We start from the raw sequence: 21,057 nt of genomic DNA, 5'->3' as shown, positions 1-21,057 counted from the left end.
AGATGAAGCCCTACGTCCTGTCGCTTGCGCTCGGCCTGCTGGTCGGCGTGATCTACGCACTGTTCCAGGTGCGCTCGCCGGCGCCGCCGGTCATCGCCCTGGTGGGGCTTCTCGGGATCCTGCTCGGCGAGCAGATCCCGCCGCTCATCAAGAGCTGGGTCAAGCCCGACGCCGTGGCCACCTCGTGGCTGAACCATCAGGTCAAGCCGCACGTGTTCGGCGAGTTGCCGAAATGCCTGCCCGCCCAAACCGCCGCCGAAACCCCCAACAAGGAAACCCGCCATGGCTGAGAACATGACGACCCCGCCCGACCTGATCCTTCATCGCGGGCTGTTCACCACCCTCGACCGCGCCAACCCCACGGCCGACGCCGTGGCCATCAAGGACGGCCGCTTCACCCACGTCGGCCGCTCGCACGACATCCTGCCGATGGCCGGCAGCCGCACCCGCGTGATCGACCTGCACGGCAAGCGCGTGCTGCCGGGGCTGATCGACAACCACCTGCACATCATTCGCGGCGGCCTGAACTTCAACATGGAGCTGCGCTGGGACGGCGTGCGCAGCCTGGCCGACGCCATGGGCATGCTCAAGCGGCAGGTTGCGAACACGCCCGCGCCGCAATGGGTGCGCGTGGTGGGCGGCTTCACCGAACACCAGTTCGTGGAAAAGCGCCTGCCGACCATCGAGGAGCTGAACGCCGTCGCGCCCGACACGCCGGTCTTCATCCTGCACCTGTACGACCGCGCATTGCTCAACGGCGCTGCGCTGCGTGCGGTGGGCTACACCAAGGACACGCCCGCGCCGCCCGGCGGCGAGATCGTGCGCGACAGCGCCGGCAACCCCACGGGCCTGCTGCTGGCCAAGCCCAACGCGGCCATCCTCTACGCCACGCTGGCCAAGGGGCCGAAGCTGCCCTTCGACTACCAGCTCAATTCCACGCGCCACTTCATGCGCGAGCTCAACCGGCTGGGCGTGACCGGCGCCATCGACGCGGGCGGCGGCAACCAGAACTACCCCGACGACTACGCCGTGATCCAGAAGCTGGCCGACGACGGGCAACTCACCATCCGCCTGGCCTACAACCTGTTCACGCAGAAGCCCAAGCAGGAGAAGCAGGACTTCCTGAACTGGACCGCCAACTCCAAGTACAAGCAGGGCGACGACTACTTCCGCCACAACGGCGCCGGCGAGATGCTGGTGTTTTCCGCCGCCGACTTCGAGGACTTCCGCCAGCCGCGCCCTGACATGGCGCCTGAAATGGAAGGCGAGCTGGAAGACGTGGTGCGCGTGCTGGTGCAGAACCGCTGGCCCTGGCGCATGCACGCCACCTACGACGAGACCATCAGCCGCTCGCTCGACGTGTTCGAGCGTGTCAACCAGGACACGCCGCTGGCCGGCCTGAACTGGTTCTTCGACCACGCCGAGACCATCTCCGACCAGTCGATCGACCGCATCGCGGCGCTGGGCGGCGGCATCGCGGTGCAGCACCGCATGGCCTACCAGGGCGAGTATTTCGTCGAGCGCTACGGCCCCGGCGCGGCCGAAGCCACGCCGCCGGTGAAGCGCATGCTCGAAAAGGGCGTGAAGGTCTCGGCCGGCACCGACGCGACGCGCGTGGCCTCGTACAACCCGTGGGTGTCGCTGTCGTGGCTGGTCACGGGCAAGACGGTGGGTGGCCTGCAGATCACGCCGCAGCGCAACCTGATCGACCGCGAACAGGCGCTGCGCATGTGGACCGAGAACGTCACATGGTTTTCGAACGAGGAGGGCAAGAAGGGCCGCATCCAGGCCGGCCAGCTCGCCGACCTCGTGGTGCCCGACCGCGACTTCTTCGCCTGCGCCGAATCGGAGATTGCCGACACCACCGCGCTGCTCACCATGGTGGGCGGCAAGGTGGTCTACGGCGCCGGCCCGTTCACCGCGCTGGACGAAGGCGCGCCGCCGCCGGCCATGCCCGACTGGTCGCCCGCGCGCACCTTCGGCGGCTATGCCGGCTGGGCCGATCCCGAGGGCGCTCCGATGCAGAAGGTGCTGCGTAACGCCGCGATGTCGTGTGCCTGCGCCAACAACTGCAACGTGCACGGCCACCAGCACGCCACGGCCTGGAGCAGCAAGCTGCCCATTGCCGACCTGAAGAGCTTCTGGGGCGCGCTCGGCTGCGCCTGCTGGGCGGTGTGACGATGCGCTGGACCACTTCGCCCGCGCTTCGCTGGATTGCCTTGCTGCTGCTGTGCGCGGCCTATCTTCAGGGCGGGCTGAACAAGGCGATGGACTTCAACTCGGCCCTCGCGGAGATGAACCACTTCGGCCTGTCGCCCGCCGGCCCGCTGGCCGTGGCGGTCATCGTGCTGGAGCTCGGGGCCTCGGCGTTGATCCTCGCCGGTCGCCTGCGCTGGCTCGGTGCGCTGGCGCTTGCGGGCTTCACGCTGATGGCGACTTTCGTGGCGCTGCGCTTCTGGCAGATGCCGATCGGGCAGGAGCGCTTCATGGCGGCAAACTCCTTCTTCGAACATCTCGGGCTGGTCGGCGGCTTCCTGCTCGTCGCCTGGCATGACCTGAAGGAGCGTGCCCATGTCTGAACATTCGCACAGTGCGGTCGCACCGGCACCGCAGCCCGGCGCCTTTGCGCCGCTTCGCCAGCCGGTGTTCGCGGTGCTCTGGGCCGCCACCGTGCTCGGCAACATCGGCAGCTTCATGCGCGACGTGGCCAGCTCGTGGCTGGTGACGGACCTGTCCGCCAACCCGACGGCAGTGGCGCTCATCCAGACGGCGGCCACGCTGCCGATCTTCCTGCTTGCAATTCCTGCGGGCGTGCTGTCGGACATCCTCGACCGGCGGCGCTTCCTGATCTTCGTGCAAGTGGTGCTCGCGGCCGTCAGCGGTGCGCTGCTGGTGCTTTCGCACACAGGCGCGCTGACGGTCGAATACCTGATCGCGCTGACTTTCGTGGGCGGCATCGGCGCGGCGCTGATGGGGCCGACCTGGCAGTCGATCGTGCCGGAGCTGGTGCCGCGCAGCGATCTGAAGAGCGCGGTGGCGCTGAACTCGCTGGGCATCAACATCGCGCGCTCCATCGGGCCGGCGGCGGGCGGGCTGATTCTTGCGAGCTTCGGCGCGGCCGCCACCTATGGCGTCGACGTGCTGAGCTACGTGTTCGTGATCGCGGCGCTGCTGTGGTGGAAGCGCCCGGCGCCGGTCGACAGCGGCTTGTCGGAGAACTTCTTCGGCGCATTCCGCGCCGGCCTGCGCTACACGCGCGCCAGCAAGGAGCTGCACGTGGTGCTGTTGCGCGCGGCGGTGTTCTTCCTGTTCGCTAGTTCGGTGTGGGCGCTGCTGCCGCTGGTGGCGCGGCAGATGCTTGGCGGCAGCGCCGGCTTCTATGGCGTGCTGCTCGGCGCGGTGGGGGCGGGCGCCATCGGCGGTGCGCTGGTGCTGCCGCGCCTGCGGGCGCGGCTCGATGCCGACGGCATGCTGCTGCTGGCCGCGCTGCTCACCGCGGCCGTGATGGGCGGCCTGGTCTTCGCGCCGCCGAAGTGGCTGGCGGTGCTGCTGCTGTTGCTGCTGGGCCTGGGCTGGATCGTTGCGCTGACCACGCTCAACGGCGTGGCCCAGTCGATCCTGCCGAACTGGGTGCGCGGGCGCGGGTTGGCCGTGTACCTCACGGTGTTCAACGGCGCGATGGCTGCGGGCAGCCTGGGCTGGGGCCTGGTGGCGCAGCAGATCGGCGTGCCGGCCACGCTGGTGGCGGGGGCGGTGGGGCTGGTGGTGGCCGGGCTGGTCTTCCATCGCGTGCGGCTGCCGGCCGGAGAGGCCGATCTGCAGGCATCGAACCACTGGCCCGAGCCGCTGCTCGCCGAGCCGGTGGCGAACGACCGCGGGCCGGTGATGATCCAGGTCGAGTACCGCATCCGCAAGGAAGACCGCCCGGCCTTCCTACAGGCGATGAAGCGTCTGTCTCTCGAACGCCGCCGCGACGGTGCCTACGCTTGGGGCCTGCACGAGCACACGGTCGACGGGGAGCGGGTGATCGAGTGGTTCCTCGTCGAATCGTGGGCGGAGCATCTGCGCCAGCACCATCGCGTGTCGAAGGCCGATGCCGACCTGCAGGGCGAGGCGCTGCGCTTTCACATCGGGCCGGACAAGCCCGAGGTGCATCACTTTCTTGCGATCTGATTTTTCCTTCCCTTCCTTCTTTCTTTTTTTCACTCCACTGGAAAACCATGACCACACTCACACTGCGCGACGGCACCGAGCTCTACTACAAGGACTGGGGCTCGGGCCAGCCCATTCTCTTCAGCCACGGCTGGCCACTCAGCGCCGACATGTGGGACGCCCAGATGCTGTTCTTCGCGGAGCGCGGCTACCGCACCATCGCGTTCGACCGCCGCGGTTTCGGCCGCTCGAGCCAGCCGTGGACCGGCTACGACTACGACACCTTCGCCGACGACATCGCCGAGCTGATCGAAAAGCTCGACCTGAAGGACGTGATCCTTGCGGGCTTCTCGATGGGCGGCGGCGACGTGACGCGCTACATCGCGCGCAAGGGCAGCGCTCGCGTGGCCAAGCTTGCGCTCATCAGCGCCGTGACGCCGCTGTTCATGAAGACGGCCGACCACCCCGTGGGGCCCGACGCCTCGCTGTTCGCGGGCATCCGCGCCGGCCTGGCCGCCGACCGCCCGCAGTTCCTCGACGACTTCAGCACGCTCTTCTACGGCACCAATCGCCCCGGCGCCAAGGTGTCGCAAGGCGTCTTCAAGCAGACGCTGCAGATCGCGCTGCAGGCCTCGATCAAGGCCACCATCGACTGCGTGACCGCGTTCTCGGAAACCGACTTCCGCCCCGACATGGCGAAGATCGACGTGCCCACGCTCGTGATTCACGGCGATGACGACCAGGTCGTGCCCTTCGAGGCCACCGGCAAGCTTGCGGCCGAGATGATCAAGGGCAGCCAGCTCAAGGTCTACGCAGGTGCGCCGCACGCCACCTGCACCACCCACAAGGACCAGGTGAACGCTGATCTGCTGGCGTTCATCCAGGCCTGATCGTTCCGTCTTCATGGCCACGGGCTTGGGCCCGTGGTCGCCAAGGGTAGTGCCGGTGGCGATAATCCCGGAATGCGAATCCGCTTTACCAAGATGCAGGGAGCCGGCAACGATTTCGTCGTGCTGGACGAAACACGCGGCACGCTGGGCCTCAGTGCCGCGCAATACCGCTTTCTGGCCGACCGCCATTTCGGCGTCGGCGCCGACCAGATCCTGACCGTGCGGCCTTCGCCTGCGGCAGGCGTCGACTTTCAATACGTGATCCACAACTCCGACGGCGGCGAAGTGGAGCAGTGCGGCAACGGCGCGCGCTGCTTCATGCGCTTCGTCAACGAACACCACCTGACCGACAAGACGCAAGTGCGCGTGCAGACCCTGTCGGGCGTGATCGAGCCGCGCATGGGTGCCGACGGCCGCGTGACGGTCGACATGGGCGCCCCTGTCTTCGAACCCGAGCGCGTGCCCTTCGACATCGCCGGGCTCGACCCGCAGCCCGAAGGCGCCTGGCACAAGTGGCACCTTGCCCTTGGCACGCGCGCGGGCACCGCTATCGTTTCAGTAGCGGTCCTGTCGATGGGCAACCCGCACGCCGTGCAGGTGGTCGACAACGTAGACACCGCCCCCGTGGCCGAGCAGGGCCCGCAGATCGAGCACCATCCGCGCTTTCCGCAGCGGGTGAATGCGGGCTTCATGCAGGTGGTCGACCGCTCGCACATCAGGCTGCGGGTGTTCGAGCGCGGCGCCGGCGAAACGCTGGCCTGCGGCACGGGCGCCTGCGCGGCGGTGGTGGCGGGCATTCGCCTCGGCCTGCTGGAGCGCCGGGTCGACGTGCAGACGCACGGCGGCATTCTCACGATCGAGTGGCAGGGAGAGGGGCAGCCGGTGCTGATGACCGGGCCGGCCACCACAGTCTTCGAAGGCGACATCGAGGTGCCGGAGCTGCCATGACGACCAACTTCACGAACAACAACGACGCCAACGCCATGAACCCGATCACCGAAGACGACATCGCCAACTACCTGGCGAACACGCCCGACTTCTTCGAGCGCCATGCCCAGCTGTTGGCGCAGGTGCAGCTCACCAGCCCGCACGGCAACCGCGCCGTGAGCCTGCAGGAACGCCAGGCCGAGATGCTGCGCGAAAAGATCAAGGCGCTGGAGCACCGCCTGATGGATATGGTGCGTCATGGCACTGAGAACGTCGTCATTGCCGACCGCCTGCAGCGCTGGACCAGCGGCCTGCTGACCACGCGCGACCCGCGCAGCCTGCCGTACCGCATCGCGGTCGATTTGCAGTCGCTGTTCCTGGTGCCGCAGACGGCCATCAAGGTGTGGGGCTGCGGCAGCGAATACCTCAACGAGGCCTATGCCCAGTGGGTGAGCGACGACGTGAAGGCGCTGGCCACCTCGCTGACCTCGCCGTACTGCGGGCTCAATTCGGGCTTCGAGGCGGCCAACTGGCTGCCCGAGCCGCAGGCCGCGATGTCGATCGCGCTGATTCCGCTGCGCCCCGACGCCGAGTCGCCGGCCTTCGGCATGCTGGTGCTGGCGTCGCCCGACGCGCAGCGCTTCAACGCCGAGATGGGTACCGACTTTCTCGAGCGCATCGCCGAGCTGGCCTCGGGCGGACTTTCGCGGCTTCGTCCTTGAAACGCCCGCGCTGGTTGCGGCGGCCGTGGCAGGTCGTGCTGGCTGGCGGGGTGCTGGCCGTGGCGCTGGTGTATGCGGCCATCGGAGCGTTCCTCTGGTGGCATGCCGAAGAGCTGCTGGCGCACCCGCCGCAGCGACCAGCCGACGCGGCGCTGGTGCTCGGCAGCCGCGCGTACCTCGACGGCAAGCCGCATCCGTGCCTTACGGGGCGGGTCGATACGGCTCTGGCGATGGCGAAAGCCGGCTTGGTCAGGCAGCTGGCTTTTTCGGGCGGCGTGGATTCCGAGGACAGCCGCATCGAGGCCATCACGATGGGGGAACACGCAATAGCTTCGGGCTTTGCGGGGCCGATGGTGCTCGAGCCTGCATCGACGTCCACGCGGCTGAACCTGTCGCTGTCGCGTCCGCTGCTGCTGGCGGCCGGCGTGCGCAGCGTGGTCATCGTGTCGGAGCCCTTCCATCTGTGGCGTATCGAGCGGCTCGTGAAGAAGAGCGGCTTCGACCAGAGCTTCGACGTGCAGTACGCGGCGGCGCCCACGTCGTGCTGGCGGGCGCTGGGGCCGTTGTCCAAGGGCGCATTGCGCGAGCCGGCAGCCATCATCAACAATGCCGGCCATGGCTATCTCTTCTGAGCCGGTCGCATCCACTCCCCCGGACTGGATCGAAAAATACCTGGAGCATGTGCGCGTCGAGCGTCGGCTCGCGGCGCGTACGGTCGAGCTCTACGCCTTTCACCTGCAGGCCCTGCGCGACCATGCTGTCGAAGCAAAGCTGCCGCTGGACCGCGTGCAGACCGCCCACGTGCGCCGCTGGATGGCGCAATTGCACAGCGCCGGGCGCGAGCCGCGCGGCATTGCGCTGGTGCTGTCGTGCTGGCGCAGCTTCTACCGCTGGCTGGGCAATGAAGGGCTGATCGGCTTCAACCCCGTGCAGGACGTGCACGCGCCCAAGGCCGGCCGGCCGCTGCCCAAGGCATTGGGCGTTGACGACGCGGTGCGCCTCGCCGAGCTGTATGACCCCGAGGCCGACCCATGGACCGAGGCGCGCGATGGCGCGATCGTCGAGGTGCTCTACGGCTGCGGGCTGCGTGTGAGCGAGCTCACGGGGCTCGACGCGCAGGCGAGCAACACGGCGCGAGGCTGGGTCGATCTCGATGCGATGGAAGCCAGCGTGCTCGGCAAGGGCAGCAAGCGCCGCATCGTGCCAATGGGCAGCAAGGCGGCAGAGGCGGCGCGCGACTGGCTGGCGGTGCGCGGCGATTGCGCCGGGCTGACCACCGCCCGGCTGCGCGACCCGCAAGCGGCGGCCGCGCTTTTCATCAGCGCCAAGGGCATGCGGATGTCGTCGCAGGCGGTGTGGAAGCTGCTGCGCGAGCGCAGTCTCAAGGCCGGCCTGGCGGCGCCGGTGCATCCGCACATGCTGCGCCATTCGTTCGCGAGCCACGTGCTGCAATCGAGCAGCGACCTGCGCGCGGTGCAGGAGCTGCTGGGGCACGCCAACATCGCGACCACGCAGGTCTATACGCGGCTGGATTTCCAGCACCTGGCCAAGGTTTATGACGCGGCACATCCGCGCGCCAAGGCCCGGGAAGACAAAGACAAGTAAGCAAGAAACAATGAAAACCCTTCGCCTCAAACCCGGCAAAGAGCGCTCGATGCAGCGCCGCCATCCGTGGGTCTTCGAATCGGCCATCGCACGCGGTGGCGCCGATTCCGGCGAGACCGTGCGCGTCGAGTCGCACGACGGCGCTTTCCTCGCATGGGCGGCCTTCAGCCCCATTTCAAAGATCCGCGCGCGGGCCTGGAGCTTCGTCGAAACGCAGCGCATCGACGCTGCCTTCTTCGCCTCGGTGTGCGCCCGTGCGGTGGCCGCCCGCGGCCTGTTCGACCTGCAGAGCGACGGCGTGCGGCTGGTGCACGGCGAGGCCGACGGCCTGCCGGGGCTGATCGTCGACCGCTATGGCGACACGCTGGTGGCGCAGTTTCTCTCGGCCGGCGTCGAGCGCTGGAAAGATGTTCTGGCCGACGCGCTGCTCAAGGCCACGGGCCTGACGAAGCTCTACGAACGCTCCGACGCCAGCGGCCGCGAGCGCGAAGGCCTGAAGCCCGTCACGGGCTGGCTGCGCGGCGACGGCCCCACAGAGATCATCATTCGCGAGCACGGCTGGAAGCTGTCGCTCGACATCGCGACCGGCCACAAGACCGGCTTCTATCTCGACCAGCGCGACAGCCGCCAGCGCTTTGCCGAGCTGGCGCAGCACCGGCGCTTCCGGCGCGTGCTGAATTGCTTCTGCTACACGGGCGGCTTCACCGTTGCGGCACTGGCGGGGCTGAAGGCCGCGGGCGCGCTCGAAGGCGTGGAGCTGGTGTCGGTCGATTCGTCGCTGCCCGCGCTGGAGCGGGCTCGTGGCCATCTCGCGCTCAACGGCTTTGACAGCATTGGGGGGCAGGGCATAAAGACCGAGTTTCTCGACGCCAACGTCAACACCGTGCTGCGCGAGTTCATCGACCAGGGCCGCACTTTCGACGCCATCGTGCTCGACCCGCCCAAGTTCGCGCCCACGGTGGCGCACGCCGAGCGCGCCGCGCGGGCCTACAAGGACATCAACCGGCTGGCGCTGAAGCTGCTGGAGCCGGGTGGCGTGCTGCTGACCTTCTCATGCTCGGGCGGCATCAGCGCCGACCTGTTCCACAAGATCGTGGCCTCGGCGGGGCTCGATGCGGGCGTGGACGGCTACATCGCCGAACGCCTGGGCGCTGCGCCCGACCATCCGATGACCATCGAGTTTCCGGAAGGGGAGTACCTGAAGGGCCTGGTGGTGGTCAGAAAGCCCGCCTGACGCCGTCTTGACCCTGCCGCCAACGCAACTCAGTGGCATTGGCTAAACTGCCGGGCCACGCCTTTTCGCGCCTTTCCCTGCCCCCAATTCCTGTTTTCCGCTTCCGGAGCACTATCCCCATGGCCCTCATTCCCGCGACCATCCTCACCGGCTTTCTCGGCTCGGGCAAGACCACGCTGCTCAAACGCATCCTGACCGAGGCCCACGGTCAGAAGATCGCGGTCATCGAGAACGAGTTCGGCGAAGAGAACATCGACAGCGACATCCTCGTGACCGAGTCGAAGGAGCAGATCGTGCAGATGAGCAACGGCTGCGTCTGCTGCACCATCCGCGAAGACCTGCGCGAGGCGCTGCAAATGCTGGCCGCCAAGAAGCGCCAGGGCCTGCTCGATTTCGACCGCGTGGTTATTGAAACCACCGGCCTGGCCGACCCCGGCCCCGTGGCCCAGACCTTCTTCATGGACGACGAGATCGCCGAGAGCTACCTGCTCGACTCGATCCTCACGCTGGTCGATGCCAAGCACGCGCCTCAGCAGCTCAACGACCGCCAGGAAGCGCGTCGCCAGGTGGGCTTTGCCGACCAGATCTTCATCAGCAAGAGCGAGCTGGTGTCGGCCGAAGAGACCGACGCGCTCATTCACCGCCTGAAGCACATGAACCCACGCGCGCCGCAGCAGAAGGCGCATTTCGGCGACGTGCCGCTGAAGGACATCTTCGACCTGCGCGGCTTCAACCTGAACGCCAAGCTCGACATCGACCCCGACTTCCTGAAGGAAGACGACCACGACCATCACGACCATGACCACGCGCATGGCGAGGCGTGCGACCACCCCTCGCACAAGCACGAGGGCCACGGCCACCATCACCACACGGACGATGACGTGAAGAGCTTCGTCTACAAGGCCGACCGCGCCTTCGATCCGGCCAAGCTGGAAGACTTTCTGGGTGCGATCGTCAATATCTACGGCCCGCGCATGCTGCGCTACAAGGGCGTGCTGAACATGAAGGGCACCGAGCGCAAGGTGATCTTCCAGGGCGTGCACCAGCTGATGGGCAGCGACCTGGGGCCCGAGTGGGGCAAGGACGAGGCGCGCCAGAGCCGCATGGTGTTCATCGGCATCGAGCTGCCGCGCGAAATTCTCGAGCAGGGGCTGGAGCAGTGCCTGGTCTGAGTTGAAGGCTTGCTGAAATAGAAAACGGCGCTGGCCCCAAAAGGCCAGCGCCGTTTTTCATTCGGGCCGAGGCCGGCTTACTTGCCGGTTGCGCCCATCCCGCCCAGCGGCTTGCCATTGACCTTCAGGCTGCCTTCGCTGTACTCGACCTGGGCGGTGACGTCGTCGCCGTCGCGCTTCACGAAGCCGCTCTGCTCGCCCTGCTCGACCAGGCCGGCCACCATTTCGGGCGGCGGCGTCTGGCCGCTCTCTGCACCGGTTTCGGCCAGCTTCTCGAGCCACTTCATCGGCAGTCGCGCATGGGCCTTGAGCACGCCGCGCTTCATGAGCAGTGCGGTGCCGGGCATCTGCAGGTCTTCGTCGGTCACGCCGGCCATGCTGACCGTGTAGCCGATTTCGGCGCGCTTGCCGTCGATTTCGACCAGCATCTTGTCGAGGCCGGCTTCGGGGCCGTACTTCGCCATGGCCTTGAGGTCGGGCGCGAGCTGCTCGGCCAGCGCCTGCATGGCTGCCTGAGATGCCTTGCTGCTGCCCTTGCCGCAGCCGCTGGCGGCGCTGGACTGCATCCAGGCGTCGGCCAGCTTCTTGTAGCCGGCGGCATGGATGCGGCGCGCGCTGCTGGTCAGTTCGAACTTGTCGATCTTGGTCTCGCCGATCTTGCCGGTGCCCCTGAACGTGCCGCTCGACGCATAGAGGCCGTCCTTGGTGCTCGCGTCGCCGACCAGTTCGATGTTCTGGAGCACGACTGTCGGCAGTGCCTTTGTTGGTTCTGCCGGTGCAGCGCCTTCCTCGGCAGCCTTCTTCTTGACGGCGAACTCGAGGGTGTCGAGCCGGCCTTCGGTTTTGCCGGTGGCCAGGAACCAGCCGGCGCTCATGTCCATGTCGGCCTTGGCGGCGAGCTTGCCCATCTTCATGGTCACGCCGCTACGCGCTTCGCTGAAGTCGAGGCCGGGCATGGTCATGTCGTAGCGCGCCTGGGTGCGCGCGGCGTTGACTTCCAGGCGGGCCTGAATGCCTTGCCAGTCGAGGCGGCCCTTGCCTTCTTCGACCAGCTTGGCGGGCGCGACGGTCAGGTCGGTCGTGAAGGCGCCGCCGAAGCCGACCTTGGTGCGCGCGGTCAGGGGCTTGGCGTCGCCGAACAGCTTTTTCGCCGCGGCCTGCGTCTTCTCGTCGAGCACCAGTTCGCTGTCGATGGTGGCCGCTGCCAGCGTGCCGCCGGCCAGCGGGCCGTGGTGGATGGTGTCGCGGATGGTCAGGCGCAGCTGCTTGGGCGGCTTGATGCTGCCTGCGTCTTCCTCGTCGTCGGCTTCGGCTTCCTCGCCCTCGGCGGGCTTGTCGGCGGCGGCGGGTGCTGCTGCTGCCGGGGCGGCGGCATCGGCTGCGCAGCCGATTTCCAGCGTCACGGTGCTGACGGCGCCGAAGAAGCCGCGTTCATATTTGCGCTCGGTCACGCGCACCAGCGCGGTCTGCTTCGGCAATTCGTCGAAGGCGATGTCGTAGCGCGACTTGATTTGCGTGCCGGCCCACCAGGTGCTGCCGCCGTAGGCGGCGGCGATAGCTGCGGCCAAGACTCCCAAAACTACTTTCTTGTTCAAGACTTGCTTTCTTTTTGCGAATGAACGGATAGGCCCCCTGCGCCATATGGACAAAGGCCCGGGGCCGCGCTGCTCCCACAGACAGCGCCGCGCGATGCTAACGGAGTTGGCCGGCACGCCGAGACATCGCCCGCGCCTGCGAGTTCTCTATACAATCGCGCGCCTGTTCCGGCAGCCATGTCCAGTTCTCGTGGACAAGATGTGACTTCCGGCACGGGGCGCCGCACGTTCCTGGTGGGCTTTCGGGGGTATAACCCCGGGGTTCGCCACTTGCGAGCACCCCGACAACGGGGAGCCTGCGTGGTCTGAAAGCCGCAAGTGGCTCCCATGGGAGGAGACACCCAGTGAAAGCGCGTTCCAGTTCGACCAAGGAGCCAGTCACCGTGAAGAAACCCGCCGCCAAGGCCACGCCAGCACCCAAGCCCGCCACAAAGAAGGCGCCGGCTGCGAAGCAGGCTGTACCTGCGGCCAAAAAGGTTTCCGCCACCGCACATGGCTCCGCAGCGAAGGAGAAAAGCGCGCCGTCCAAAAAGCCCGCAGCACCACCGGCCAAGGCCGCGACCGCTGCGACCAAGAAGTCCGCCAAGCCTGCAACTGCCGCCACCAAGACCGCAGGCGCGGGCTCATCGTCATCCAAACCCGTCGGCCGCCCTGCTGCCGTTCCTTCTGCCCCCTCGATCCCCATGAAAAAAACGGCTGCCGCCTCCACTTCCGCCCCGGCGACACCCTCGATGCCCGTTCAAACCCCCACGCCCGCACCCGCCGCGCGTGGTGGCCGCGTGTCCCGGCTGTCGCAACTGACCGTGCCCTCGATGCCGCAATCTGTCGCATCGACCGCCGCCAAGTCCAGCTTCTCGCAGGCGCCTTCCACCGCGCTGGTGCCGCCGCCGCCCCTGGCCGTGAAGAAAGACCCGAAGCTGGCCAACAACTGGAAGACCAAGACTCCCTCCGAGCTGAGCGACGCTGAAGTCATCGCCATGCCCGACGACGAGTACATGAACGAAAAGCAGATGGCGTTCTTCCGCCTGAAGCTCGAAGAACTCAAGCGCGGCATTCTCGAGAACGCCGGCGAGACCACCGAGCACCTGCGTGAAGACACGGTGGTCGTTCCCGACCCGGCCGACCGCGCCACCATCGAGGAAGAACACGCCCTCGAGCTGCGCACCCGCGACCGTGAGCGCAAGCTGCTCAAGAAGATCGAGCAGTCGATCCAGCGCATCGACGCCGGCGACTACGGCTACTGCGACGAAACCGGCGAACCCATCGGCGTCGGCCGCCTGCTGGCCCGCCCGACGGCCACGCTGTCGCTCGAAGCGCAACAGCGCCGCGAACTCAAGCAAAAGATGTTCGGGGATTGAACAGGGTCAAGGTAGATAGAGCCCAGCGACTTCGATAGCCTTCGCCGAATGCCAAAGGAAGAATCGGGCCGCCTTTTTTCCAAGGTGGCCAAATTTGTCCGCAATCCCCTGAAGGATTGGTCGGAGCTGGATGCCCCTGCTTCCGCCTCGACCTCGGACTCTTCGCTGCCCGCCCAGCAGACCTACAGCCGCGAGATGCTGAAGGAGATGATCGAGCGGCGCCAGCGCAACGATTTCGTGCGCCGGCGCGAGTTCGACATGCTGCGCAAGCTGCGCCAGCGCGAGGCCGCCGCCCATGCCTTCGAGGCGACGGCTACGCCGTCTTCCTTCAACATCAACAGCACCTCCGAGAAATCGGAAGGCCGCGCGCTCACGCTCAAGAAGATCGACGAGATCGAGCAGCAGATGTCGCAGCAGTGGTGGAAAGGGCGGGGCCCGAACGGCGAAACGCTGGTCAACCCGCCGCCTGACGCCGGCGCCGAGACGCTGCCGCCGGTGCATACCGACGATCTGCTGTCCGAGCCCGCCGTGTTGCCAATCATCCCGCCAGCGGCTGCAGCCGAGGCCGGTGGCGACGCCCCGGCGGTGGCCGCCAGCGTGCCGCTGCTGTCGTCGCGCCTTGCACATGACGGCGCGCTGGAAGAGGCGGTGATCCGCTTCGCGCACGGCGACGACGCCGGCGCCGAAGCCATCCTGCTGCAGGCTTTGGCCTCCACCGAGGGCACGACGCCCGTCGAGGGTGGGCACGACGCCGCGGCCGAACGCGACGACAACCGCTGGCGCGCCCTGTTCGATCTGTACCGCGCGACCGGCGATGCTGCCAAGTTCGCGGCCGCCCGCATGCGCTATGCGCAGCGCATGCGGCGCATGGGCCCCGACTGGGTCTCGCTCGATGAGCTGGCCCGCAGCGTCAAGGCCGTCACTGCCAGCGAAGAGGCGGCCGGGGCCGCCGCCGAAGGCAGCAGCGCCCATGCCGACTGGACCTGCCCCACGCGCCTGGCGCGCGAAGGCCTGATGGAGCTCACCCGCGCGCTGTCGAAGGCGGGCTCTGTGTGGACGCTCGACTGGCGCGGGCTGCACGCCATCGAGCCTGAGGCTGCTGCGCCACTGCGCGTGCTGTTCACCCATTGGGCCGATTCGCCGGTGCAACTGCGCTTCATGGGCTCGGCGCAACTGCTGGCCGTGCTGTCCGAGGCCGCTCCCAACAACGAGCGCGGCACTGACGACATCTGGTGGCAGCTGCACCTTGCGGCGCTTCGCCTGATGCACCTGCCCGACGACTTCGAGCTGGTGGCGCTCAACTACTGCATCACCTACGAGGTGTCGCCGCCTTCCTGGCAGGACCCGAAGGGCGAATGCACCACGCTGGCCGCGCCGCCGGCGAGCCGGCCCAGCTCGGTGTGGTCGCTGCTGTCGGTCGGTGGCGATTCCGAGAGCTTCCCGTCCACCGACAGCGGTTTTGCCGCGCTGGCGGGCGATCTGCGGGGCGAGTCGCTGTCGAGCTGGCAACGGCTGGACAACGACCTGCGCCACACCACTGCGCCAGTCATTTCGTGCGCGGCGCTGCTGCGCATGGACCTGGCCGCCGTGGGCACGCTGCTGAGCTGGGTGCGCGCACGCGATGCCAATGGCGAGCGCGTGCAGTTCGTCGATGCGCACCGGTTGATTGCCGCGCTGTTCAACCTGGTAGGCATTGCCGATCATTCGACAGTGACGGTTAGGAAAAACTAAAACCTGCGCCGCCCGATGGCGGTTGCATTGCTGCGGCGCACCCCCAGATGGCTGCGATGGAACAGTTTCACGGCACCACCATCGTGAGCGTGCGCCGCAAGACCCCCCAAGGCGATCAGGTCGCCATTGGCGGGGACGGGCAGGTCACTCTCGGCAATATCGTCATCAAGGGCACGGCGCGCAAAGTGCGCCGCCTCTATCACGGCAAAGTGCTCGCAGGCTTTGCCGGCGCCACGGCCGACGCCTTCACGCTCTTCGAGCGCTTCGAGGCCAAGCTCGAAAAGCACCAGGGGCACCTGACCCGCGCGGCAGTCGAGCTCACCAAGGATTGGCGCACCGACCGCGTGCTGCGCAAGCTCGAGGCCATGCTCGCAGTGGCCGACGCCACCACCTCGCTCATCATCACCGGCAACGGCGACGTGCTGGAGCCCGAAGACGGCGTGATCGCCATCGGTTCGGGCGGGGCGTATGCCCAGTCGGCGGCCAAGGCGCTGATCGACAACACAGACCTCTCGGCCGAGCAGATCGTGCGCAAATCGCTGGCGATCGCCGGAGAAATCTGCATTTACACGAACATGAACCACACGGTGGAAGCGCTCTGACCATGTCCATGACCCCCCAGGAAATCGTCTCCGAGCTCGACAACCACATCGTCGGCCAGCCGGCCGCCAAGCGCGCCGTGGCCATTGCCCTGCGCAACCGCTGGCGCCGCCAGCAGGTCGACGACAAGCTGCGCCACGAGATCACGCCGAAGAACATCCTCATGATCGGCCCCACGGGCGTGGGCAAGACCGAGATCGCCCGCCGCCTCGCGCGCCTGGCCGATGCGCCCTTCATCAAGGTCGAGGCCACCAAGTTCACCGAGGTCGGCTACGTGGGCAAGGACGTCGATTCGATCATCCGTGACCTCGCCGAAATCGCAGTCAAGCAGACCCGCGAATCGGAAAGCACCAAGGTGCGCGCGCGTGCCGAAGACGCTGCCGAAGACCGCATCCTCGACGTGCTGCTGCCTCCCGCGCGCGGTGCCGATGGCGCGGTGGCCGACACGGGCAACGCCACCCGCCAGGCCTTCCGCAAGAAGCTGCGCGAGCACCAGCTCGACGACAAGGAAATCGAACTCGACCTCGCCGAGACCCGCACCCCACTGGAAATCATGGGCCCCGCCGGCATGGAGGAAATGACCGAGCAGCTGCGCGGCATGTTCGGCCAGATCGGTGGCGGCAAGCGCAAGACACGCAAGCTCAAGATCGCCGAGGCGCTGCGCCTGCTGATCGACGAGGAAGCGGCCAAGCTGGTCAACGAGGACGAGATCCGCACGCAGGCGATCACCAATGCCGAGCAGAACGGCATCGTCTTCATCGACGAGATCGACAAGGTCGCCACGCGCAGCGAAGCGCAGGGCTCCGACGTGTCGCGCCAAGGCGTGCAGCGCGACCTGCTGCCGCTGGTGGAGGGCACGGCCGTCACCACCAAGTACGGCGTGGTGCGCACTGATCACATGCTGTTCATCGCGAGCGGCGCCTTTCACCTGAGCAAGCCGAGCGACCTGATCCCCGAGTTGCAGGGGCGCTTTCCGATCCGCGTCGAGTTGCAATCGCTGTCGGTGGCGGACTTCGAAAGCATCCTCACGCAGACCCGCGCGTCGCTGGTGAAGCAGTACCAGGCTCTGCTCGCCACCGAGAGCGTGACGCTCGAATTCACGCCCGAAGGCGTGAACCGGCTGGCCACCATCGCCTTCGAGGTGAACGAGCGCACCGAGAACATCGGCGCACGCCGTTTGTCGACCGTGATGGAGCGCCTGCTGGATGAGGTAAGCTTCGACGCGACCCGCCTCGAAGGGCAATCGATCCGCATCGATGCCGCTTTTGTCGACCAGCGCCTTGCGGCACTAAGTCACGACGAAGACCTTTCGCGCTTCATCCTCTGAAGCTGCTTCTCCTTCCCCCTGTAACGGGGGAATCCTTCACGCATCACATTCATTGCGTGAGCTAAGTACTTAATTTTCAACGAAATTCGCCGATTCCATGGTTTTGGAATCGGCGCTAAGTCGTTGATTCCATTACAAAAAATAGCCCAAACGGCCAGTTGCTTCCGAAGTGTTTCCTGCTACAGTGCAAAAAAGTGCAGTTAAGTGGGAAAAAGTGCGGGTAGTGCCCCTTTCGGGTGCCGCAGCACTCCCAACACAGGGGTTTCGTGGTCGTGTTTCAAGGCGCTTCATCGCTCAGTCTGGATGCCAAGGGGCGGCTCTCCGTGCCGACCCGGCATCGCGACGTCCTGAGCGCGACGGCAGGCGGCCAGCTCACGATCACCAAGCATCCGCACGGATGCCTGATGGTGTTCCCCCGTCCCGAATGGGAAAAATTCCGCGAGCGCATCGCCGCGCTGCCGATGTCGGCGCAGTGGTGGAAGCGCGTTTTCCTGGGCAACGCCATGGACGTCGAGATGGACGGCACCGGCCGCATCCTGGTGTCGCCCGAACTGCGCGCGGCCACCGGCATCACGCGCGAGACGCTGCTGCTGGGCATGGGCAACCACTTCGAACTCTGGGACAAGGCCACGTACGAGGCCAAGGAGGCCGAGGCCACCCAGGGCGAGATGCCGGATGTGTTTCAGGACTTTGCGTTCTGAGGACCCAAGTGAACACCCCATGGACCCATACGACCGTCTTGCTGAACGAAGCGGTGGAAGCTCTTCTTTCCGGCAGCACGGCGGCAACCGGCACCTACGTGGACGCCACTTTCGGGCGGGGAGGGCATGCGCGTGCAATCCTCTCCAGGCTGGCGCCGGAAGGCAGGCTGATCGCATTCGACAAGGATGCGGAAGCAGTGGCCGAAGCAGCGCGCATCTCCGATGCGCGTTTTTCTATCCGCCACCAGGGATTCCGCTCGCTGGGCGAATTGCCCGACGCGAGCGTCGACGGCCTGTTGATGGACCTGGGCGTGAGCTCGCCGCAGATCGACAACCCGGTGCGCGGTTTCAGTTTTCGTTTCGACGGCCCGCTCGACATGCGCATGGACACCACGCGCGGCGAGAGCGTGGCCGAATGGCTGGCAACGGCCGAACTTCAGCAGATTGCAGAGGTGATCCGTGACTATGGCGAAGAACGGTTTGCTGTTCAGATTGCAAAGGCGATTGTTGCTCGCCGACAAGAACGGGGCCCAATTTCAACCACCACCGAACTGGCCGAGCTCGTGGCTGGCACGGTCAAAACCCGCGAGCAGGGCCAGAACCCTGCAACGCGCACATTTCAGGCTTTTCGGATTTTCATCAACGCCGAGCTTGAAGAGCTGCAACAGGCGCTAGAAGCGAGTCTGTCCGTGCTCAAACCCCAGGGGCGGCTCGCGGTGATCAGCTTCCACTCGCTGGAAGACCGCATCGTGAAGCAGTTCATCGCCAAGCACTCGAAGGAGGTCTACGACCGCCGCGCGCCGTTTGCCGCCCCGAAGGTCATGAAGCTGCGCGCCCTGGAGCGCATCAAGCCGTCCGATGCCGAGGTGAGCGGCAATCCGCGCTCGCGCAGCGCCATTCTTCGCGTCGCAGAACGCACCGGGGCCAGCTGACCATGGCCCGCCTGAACATCCTGCTGCTGCTGGCCGTCATTGCGACGGCTTTGTACCTTGTGCACACGCAGTACATGTCGCGTCAGCTCTATACCGAGCTCGACCGCGTGCAGCAGGAAGCCCGCCGCCTGGAGACCGACCGCGATCGCCTGCAGGTAGAGAAGCGCGCACAGGCCACGCCACTGCGCGTCGAGAAGCTCGCCAAGGAGCAGCTGCAGATGCGCACCACATCGCCGGCCATCACGCAGTATGTACGGCCCGACGGCACGGTGATCCCCGCGGTTGCGCCGGTGGCGCCTGCGCCGACCACACCCAAGCCGACGGCCAAGCCGGTCACCGCAGCGAGGGCCGCACGATGAACCGGGGCAACCGCAGCGTGCGCTACACCACCAGCCCCTTGCTCGCGAGCAAGACGCCGGTGTGGCGCAGCAAGTTCATCGTCGCTGGCATCGCGCTCGGCTTCGTCATGCTGGCGGGCCGGGCGGCCTACGTGCAGGTGCTCAACAACAGCTTCTTCCAGCGGCAGGGCGAAGTGCGTTTCGCGCGCACGCTCGAACTGCCGGCCAATCGTGGCCGCATCCTCGACCGCAACGGGCTCATCCTGGCCTCCAGCGTGGTCGCGCCCAGCATCTGGGCCATTCCGGAAGACATCGAGCGCGACGACCCCGAAGTGCGCGCCAAGCTCAAGCAGGTCGCCAAGCTGCTCGAGATGTCGCAAAAAGACTTCGACAAGAAGCTCGAAGACGAGGACAAGACCTTCGTCTGGATCAAGCGCCAGGTCGACGAGCCCATCGCCAAGCAGATCGCGGCCATGAACCTCAAGGGCATCTACCAGCGCAAGGAATACAAGCGCCAGTACCCAGAGGGCGAGGCTGCCGCGCACGTGGTGGGCTTTACCAACGTGGAAGACAACGGCCAGGAAGGCATCGAGCTCGCGTTCAACAAGGAGCTGGCCGGCAAGGCGGGTTCGCGCCGGGTCATCAAGGACCGCCTGGGCCGCGTGGTCGAGGGCGTTGGCGAAACCGTGCCGCCGCTCGACGGCAAGGACATCCAGCTCAGTGTCGACAGCAAGGTGCAGTTCTTCGCCTACCAGAAGCTGCGCGACGCCGTGACCGCGCGCAAGGCCAAGGCCGGCAGCGTGGTGGTGCTCGATTCCGTCACCGGCGAAGTGCTTGCGCTGGCCAACTACCCGAGCTACGTGCCCGACAAGCGCCAGAACCTCACCGGCGAACAGCTGCGCAACCGCGCGCTCACCGACACCTTCGAGCCCGGCTCGACCATGAAGCCGATCACCGTAGGCATGGCGCTGGAAGCCGGCCGCGTGAAGCCCTCGACCCTGATCGAAACCGGCCCGGGCCGATTCCAGATCGGCGGCTTCACCATCAGCGACACCCACAACTACGGCACGCTGACGGTCGAAGGCGTGATCCAGAAGTCGAGCAACGTCGGCGCGCTCAAGATCGCCCAGAAGATGACCCCGCACGAGATGTGGGACACCTACACCGCGCTCGGCTACGGCCAGAAGCCGCAGATCCAGTTCCCCGGCGCCGTGACGGGCCGGCTGCGCCCGTGGAAGACCTGGAAGCCGGTCGAGCAGGCCACCATGGCCTACGGCTACGGCCTGTCGGCGTCGCTGTTCCAGATGGCGCATTCGTACACCTCGTTCGCGCACGACGGCTCGATCATTCCGGTCACCATCCTGAAGAACTCCGAGCCGCCGGTCGGCGTGCGCGTGTTCTCGCCATCGAATGCGCTGGCGGTGCGCAAGATGCTGCAGATGGCCGCCGGCCCCGGCGGCACCGGCACCCGTGCGCAGACGGTCGGCTACTCGGTCGGCGGCAAGTCGGGCACGGCCCACAAGCAGGTCGGCAAGGGTTACGCGAGTAACAAATATCGCGCCTGGTTCACCGGCATGGCGCCTATCGACAAGCCGCGCATCATCGTCGCGGTGATGATCGATGAGCCCAGCGATGGCCAGTATTTCGGCGGCGTCGCCGCGGCGCCCGTGTTCAGCGAAGTCGTGCAGCAGACGCTGCGCATGATGAACGTACCGCCCGATCTGGCGGTCAAACCGCTTGTGATGACGCAGGGCGTCGACGAGAGTTTCTGAA

The 21,057-nt window shown here is 66.6% G+C and carries 20 protein-coding genes; 19 read left to right on the top strand and 1 reads right to left on the bottom strand.

Going from position 1 to position 21,057, the window contains the following annotated elements:
* Nucleotides 1–2: 2 nt before the first annotated feature.
* The 11 genes from NWF24_RS27155 to NWF24_RS27105 all read left to right on the top strand — a co-directional run bounded on the left by NWF24_RS27155 (nt 3) and on the right by NWF24_RS27105 (nt 10,702).
* A complete protein-coding gene (locus tag NWF24_RS27155) occupies nt 3–290 on the top strand; it encodes a XapX domain-containing protein (RefSeq protein ID WP_258351244.1) in 288 nt (95 codons plus the stop codon).
* Nucleotides 283–2,178, top strand: a complete 1,896-nt coding sequence (locus NWF24_RS27150) for an amidohydrolase (RefSeq protein ID WP_258351243.1) — start codon at nt 283–285, stop codon at nt 2,176–2,178. Before NWF24_RS27155 ends, NWF24_RS27150 begins: the two co-directional genes overlap by 8 nt.
* 2 nt (nt 2,179–2,180) lie before the next feature.
* Nucleotides 2,181–2,579: a DoxX family protein gene (locus NWF24_RS27145; RefSeq protein ID WP_093078697.1), complete on the top strand. Its 399-nt coding sequence runs from the start codon at nt 2,181–2,183 to the stop codon at nt 2,577–2,579.
* Nucleotides 2,572–4,173 (top strand): MFS transporter, encoded by a 1,602-nt coding sequence (locus tag NWF24_RS27140; RefSeq protein ID WP_258351242.1) that lies wholly within the window; start codon nt 2,572–2,574, stop codon nt 4,171–4,173. Before NWF24_RS27145 ends, NWF24_RS27140 begins: the two co-directional genes overlap by 8 nt.
* A gap of 47 nt (nt 4,174–4,220) precedes the next feature.
* Complete coding sequence (locus NWF24_RS27135) at nt 4,221–5,042, top strand: alpha/beta fold hydrolase (RefSeq protein WP_258351241.1); 822 nt, start codon at nt 4,221–4,223, stop codon at nt 5,040–5,042.
* A gap of 72 nt (nt 5,043–5,114) precedes the next feature.
* The gene (dapF, locus tag NWF24_RS27130) at nt 5,115–5,990 is read left to right on the top strand and encodes a diaminopimelate epimerase (RefSeq protein ID WP_258351240.1); all 876 of its coding nucleotides are present in this window, start codon (nt 5,115–5,117) and stop codon (nt 5,988–5,990) included.
* Nucleotides 5,987–6,691: a DUF484 family protein gene (locus NWF24_RS27125; protein WP_258351239.1), complete on the top strand. Its 705-nt coding sequence runs from the start codon at nt 5,987–5,989 to the stop codon at nt 6,689–6,691. The genes dapF and NWF24_RS27125 overlap by 4 nt, the downstream gene beginning before the upstream one ends.
* The gene (locus tag NWF24_RS27120) at nt 6,688–7,323 is read left to right on the top strand and encodes a YdcF family protein (RefSeq protein ID WP_258351238.1); all 636 of its coding nucleotides are present in this window, start codon (nt 6,688–6,690) and stop codon (nt 7,321–7,323) included. Before NWF24_RS27125 ends, NWF24_RS27120 begins: the two co-directional genes overlap by 4 nt.
* The gene (locus NWF24_RS27115; RefSeq protein WP_258351237.1) at nt 7,307–8,296 is read left to right on the top strand and encodes a tyrosine recombinase XerC; all 990 of its coding nucleotides are present in this window, start codon (nt 7,307–7,309) and stop codon (nt 8,294–8,296) included. The genes NWF24_RS27120 and NWF24_RS27115 overlap by 17 nt, the downstream gene beginning before the upstream one ends.
* Nucleotides 8,297–8,306: 10 nt before the next feature.
* A complete protein-coding gene (locus NWF24_RS27110; protein WP_258351236.1) occupies nt 8,307–9,530 on the top strand; it encodes a class I SAM-dependent rRNA methyltransferase in 1,224 nt (407 codons plus the stop codon).
* Between the two features lie 119 nt (nt 9,531–9,649).
* Nucleotides 9,650–10,702 carry a CobW family GTP-binding protein gene (locus tag NWF24_RS27105; RefSeq protein ID WP_093056291.1) on the top strand — a complete coding sequence of 351 codons (1,053 nt, stop codon included), beginning with the start codon at nt 9,650–9,652 and terminating at the stop codon, nt 10,700–10,702.
* Between the two features lie 77 nt (nt 10,703–10,779).
* Here NWF24_RS27105 and NWF24_RS27100 read toward each other — a convergent pair whose 3' ends face one another.
* A complete protein-coding gene (locus NWF24_RS27100; RefSeq protein WP_258351235.1) occupies nt 10,780–12,297 on the bottom strand; it encodes a YdgA family protein in 1,518 nt (505 codons plus the stop codon).
* A gap of 383 nt (nt 12,298–12,680) precedes the next feature.
* On the opposite strand from NWF24_RS27100, the gene dksA reads away from it, so the two are divergent.
* The 8 genes from dksA to NWF24_RS27060 all read left to right on the top strand — a co-directional run bounded on the left by dksA (nt 12,681) and on the right by NWF24_RS27060 (nt 21,056).
* Nucleotides 12,681–13,655: an RNA polymerase-binding protein DksA gene (gene dksA / locus NWF24_RS27095; protein ID WP_256329220.1), complete on the top strand. Its 975-nt coding sequence runs from the start codon at nt 12,681–12,683 to the stop codon at nt 13,653–13,655.
* Nucleotides 13,656–13,703: 48 nt separating this feature from the next.
* Nucleotides 13,704–15,386 carry an STAS domain-containing protein gene (locus NWF24_RS27090; protein WP_258351234.1) on the top strand — a complete coding sequence of 561 codons (1,683 nt, stop codon included), beginning with the start codon at nt 13,704–13,706 and terminating at the stop codon, nt 15,384–15,386.
* 56 nt (nt 15,387–15,442) lie between these two features.
* On the top strand, nt 15,443–15,988 hold the full coding sequence (gene hslV, locus NWF24_RS27085; RefSeq protein WP_042578379.1) for an ATP-dependent protease subunit HslV: 546 nt from the start codon (nt 15,443–15,445) through the stop codon (nt 15,986–15,988).
* A gap of 2 nt (nt 15,989–15,990) precedes the next feature.
* The gene (gene hslU, locus NWF24_RS27080) at nt 15,991–17,313 is read left to right on the top strand and encodes an ATP-dependent protease ATPase subunit HslU (protein WP_258351233.1); all 1,323 of its coding nucleotides are present in this window, start codon (nt 15,991–15,993) and stop codon (nt 17,311–17,313) included.
* A 272-nt stretch (nt 17,314–17,585) separates the two neighbouring features.
* Nucleotides 17,586–18,014, top strand: a complete 429-nt coding sequence (gene mraZ, locus NWF24_RS27075; protein WP_081270207.1) for a division/cell wall cluster transcriptional repressor MraZ — start codon at nt 17,586–17,588, stop codon at nt 18,012–18,014.
* A gap of 8 nt (nt 18,015–18,022) precedes the next feature.
* The gene (gene rsmH / locus NWF24_RS27070; RefSeq protein ID WP_258351232.1) at nt 18,023–18,946 is read left to right on the top strand and encodes a 16S rRNA (cytosine(1402)-N(4))-methyltransferase RsmH; all 924 of its coding nucleotides are present in this window, start codon (nt 18,023–18,025) and stop codon (nt 18,944–18,946) included.
* Nucleotides 18,947–18,948: 2 nt separating this feature from the next.
* Entirely contained in the window at nt 18,949–19,305 is a 357-nt protein-coding gene (gene ftsL / locus NWF24_RS27065) for a cell division protein FtsL (RefSeq protein ID WP_258351231.1), read from the top strand.
* Nucleotides 19,302–21,056, top strand: coding sequence for a peptidoglycan D,D-transpeptidase FtsI family protein (locus tag NWF24_RS27060; protein ID WP_093056277.1), 1,755 nt, complete (start codon nt 19,302–19,304; stop codon nt 21,054–21,056). Before ftsL ends, NWF24_RS27060 begins: the two co-directional genes overlap by 4 nt.
* Nucleotide 21,057 lies beyond the last annotated feature (1 nt).

The sequence above is a fragment of the Variovorax paradoxus genome, from assembly GCF_024734665.1.
In the GTDB taxonomy this organism is placed as follows: Bacteria; Pseudomonadota; Gammaproteobacteria; order Burkholderiales; family Burkholderiaceae_C; genus Variovorax.
This window is presented reverse-complemented; position numbering and strand designations above follow the sequence as displayed.

What these genes read in the sequence shown, in the direction of transcription:
- dapF (WP_258351240.1), top strand. Translation starts at nt 5,115, where the DNA reads ATGCGAATCCGCTTTACCAAGATGCAGGGAGCCGGCAACGATTTCGTC.
- ftsL (WP_258351231.1), top strand. Translation starts at nt 18,949, where the DNA reads ATGGCCCGCCTGAACATCCTGCTGCTGCTGGCCGTCATTGCGACGGCT.
- hslU (WP_258351233.1), top strand. Translation starts at nt 15,991, where the DNA reads ATGTCCATGACCCCCCAGGAAATCGTCTCCGAGCTCGACAACCACATC.
- NWF24_RS27115 (WP_258351237.1), top strand. Translation starts at nt 7,307, where the DNA reads ATGGCTATCTCTTCTGAGCCGGTCGCATCCACTCCCCCGGACTGGATC.
- NWF24_RS27155 (WP_258351244.1), top strand. Translation starts at nt 3, where the DNA reads ATGAAGCCCTACGTCCTGTCGCTTGCGCTCGGCCTGCTGGTCGGCGTG.
- NWF24_RS27090 (WP_258351234.1), top strand. Translation starts at nt 13,704, where the DNA reads ATGCCAAAGGAAGAATCGGGCCGCCTTTTTTCCAAGGTGGCCAAATTT.
- NWF24_RS27125 (WP_258351239.1), top strand. Translation starts at nt 5,987, where the DNA reads ATGACGACCAACTTCACGAACAACAACGACGCCAACGCCATGAACCCG.
- NWF24_RS27135 (WP_258351241.1), top strand. Translation starts at nt 4,221, where the DNA reads ATGACCACACTCACACTGCGCGACGGCACCGAGCTCTACTACAAGGAC.
- NWF24_RS27060 (WP_093056277.1), top strand. Translation starts at nt 19,302, where the DNA reads ATGAACCGGGGCAACCGCAGCGTGCGCTACACCACCAGCCCCTTGCTC.
- hslV (WP_042578379.1), top strand. Translation starts at nt 15,443, where the DNA reads ATGGAACAGTTTCACGGCACCACCATCGTGAGCGTGCGCCGCAAGACC.
- NWF24_RS27140 (WP_258351242.1), top strand. Translation starts at nt 2,572, where the DNA reads ATGTCTGAACATTCGCACAGTGCGGTCGCACCGGCACCGCAGCCCGGC.
- NWF24_RS27110 (WP_258351236.1), top strand. Translation starts at nt 8,307, where the DNA reads ATGAAAACCCTTCGCCTCAAACCCGGCAAAGAGCGCTCGATGCAGCGC.
- NWF24_RS27105 (WP_093056291.1), top strand. Translation starts at nt 9,650, where the DNA reads ATGGCCCTCATTCCCGCGACCATCCTCACCGGCTTTCTCGGCTCGGGC.
- NWF24_RS27150 (WP_258351243.1), top strand. Translation starts at nt 283, where the DNA reads ATGGCTGAGAACATGACGACCCCGCCCGACCTGATCCTTCATCGCGGG.
- NWF24_RS27145 (WP_093078697.1), top strand. Translation starts at nt 2,181, where the DNA reads ATGCGCTGGACCACTTCGCCCGCGCTTCGCTGGATTGCCTTGCTGCTG.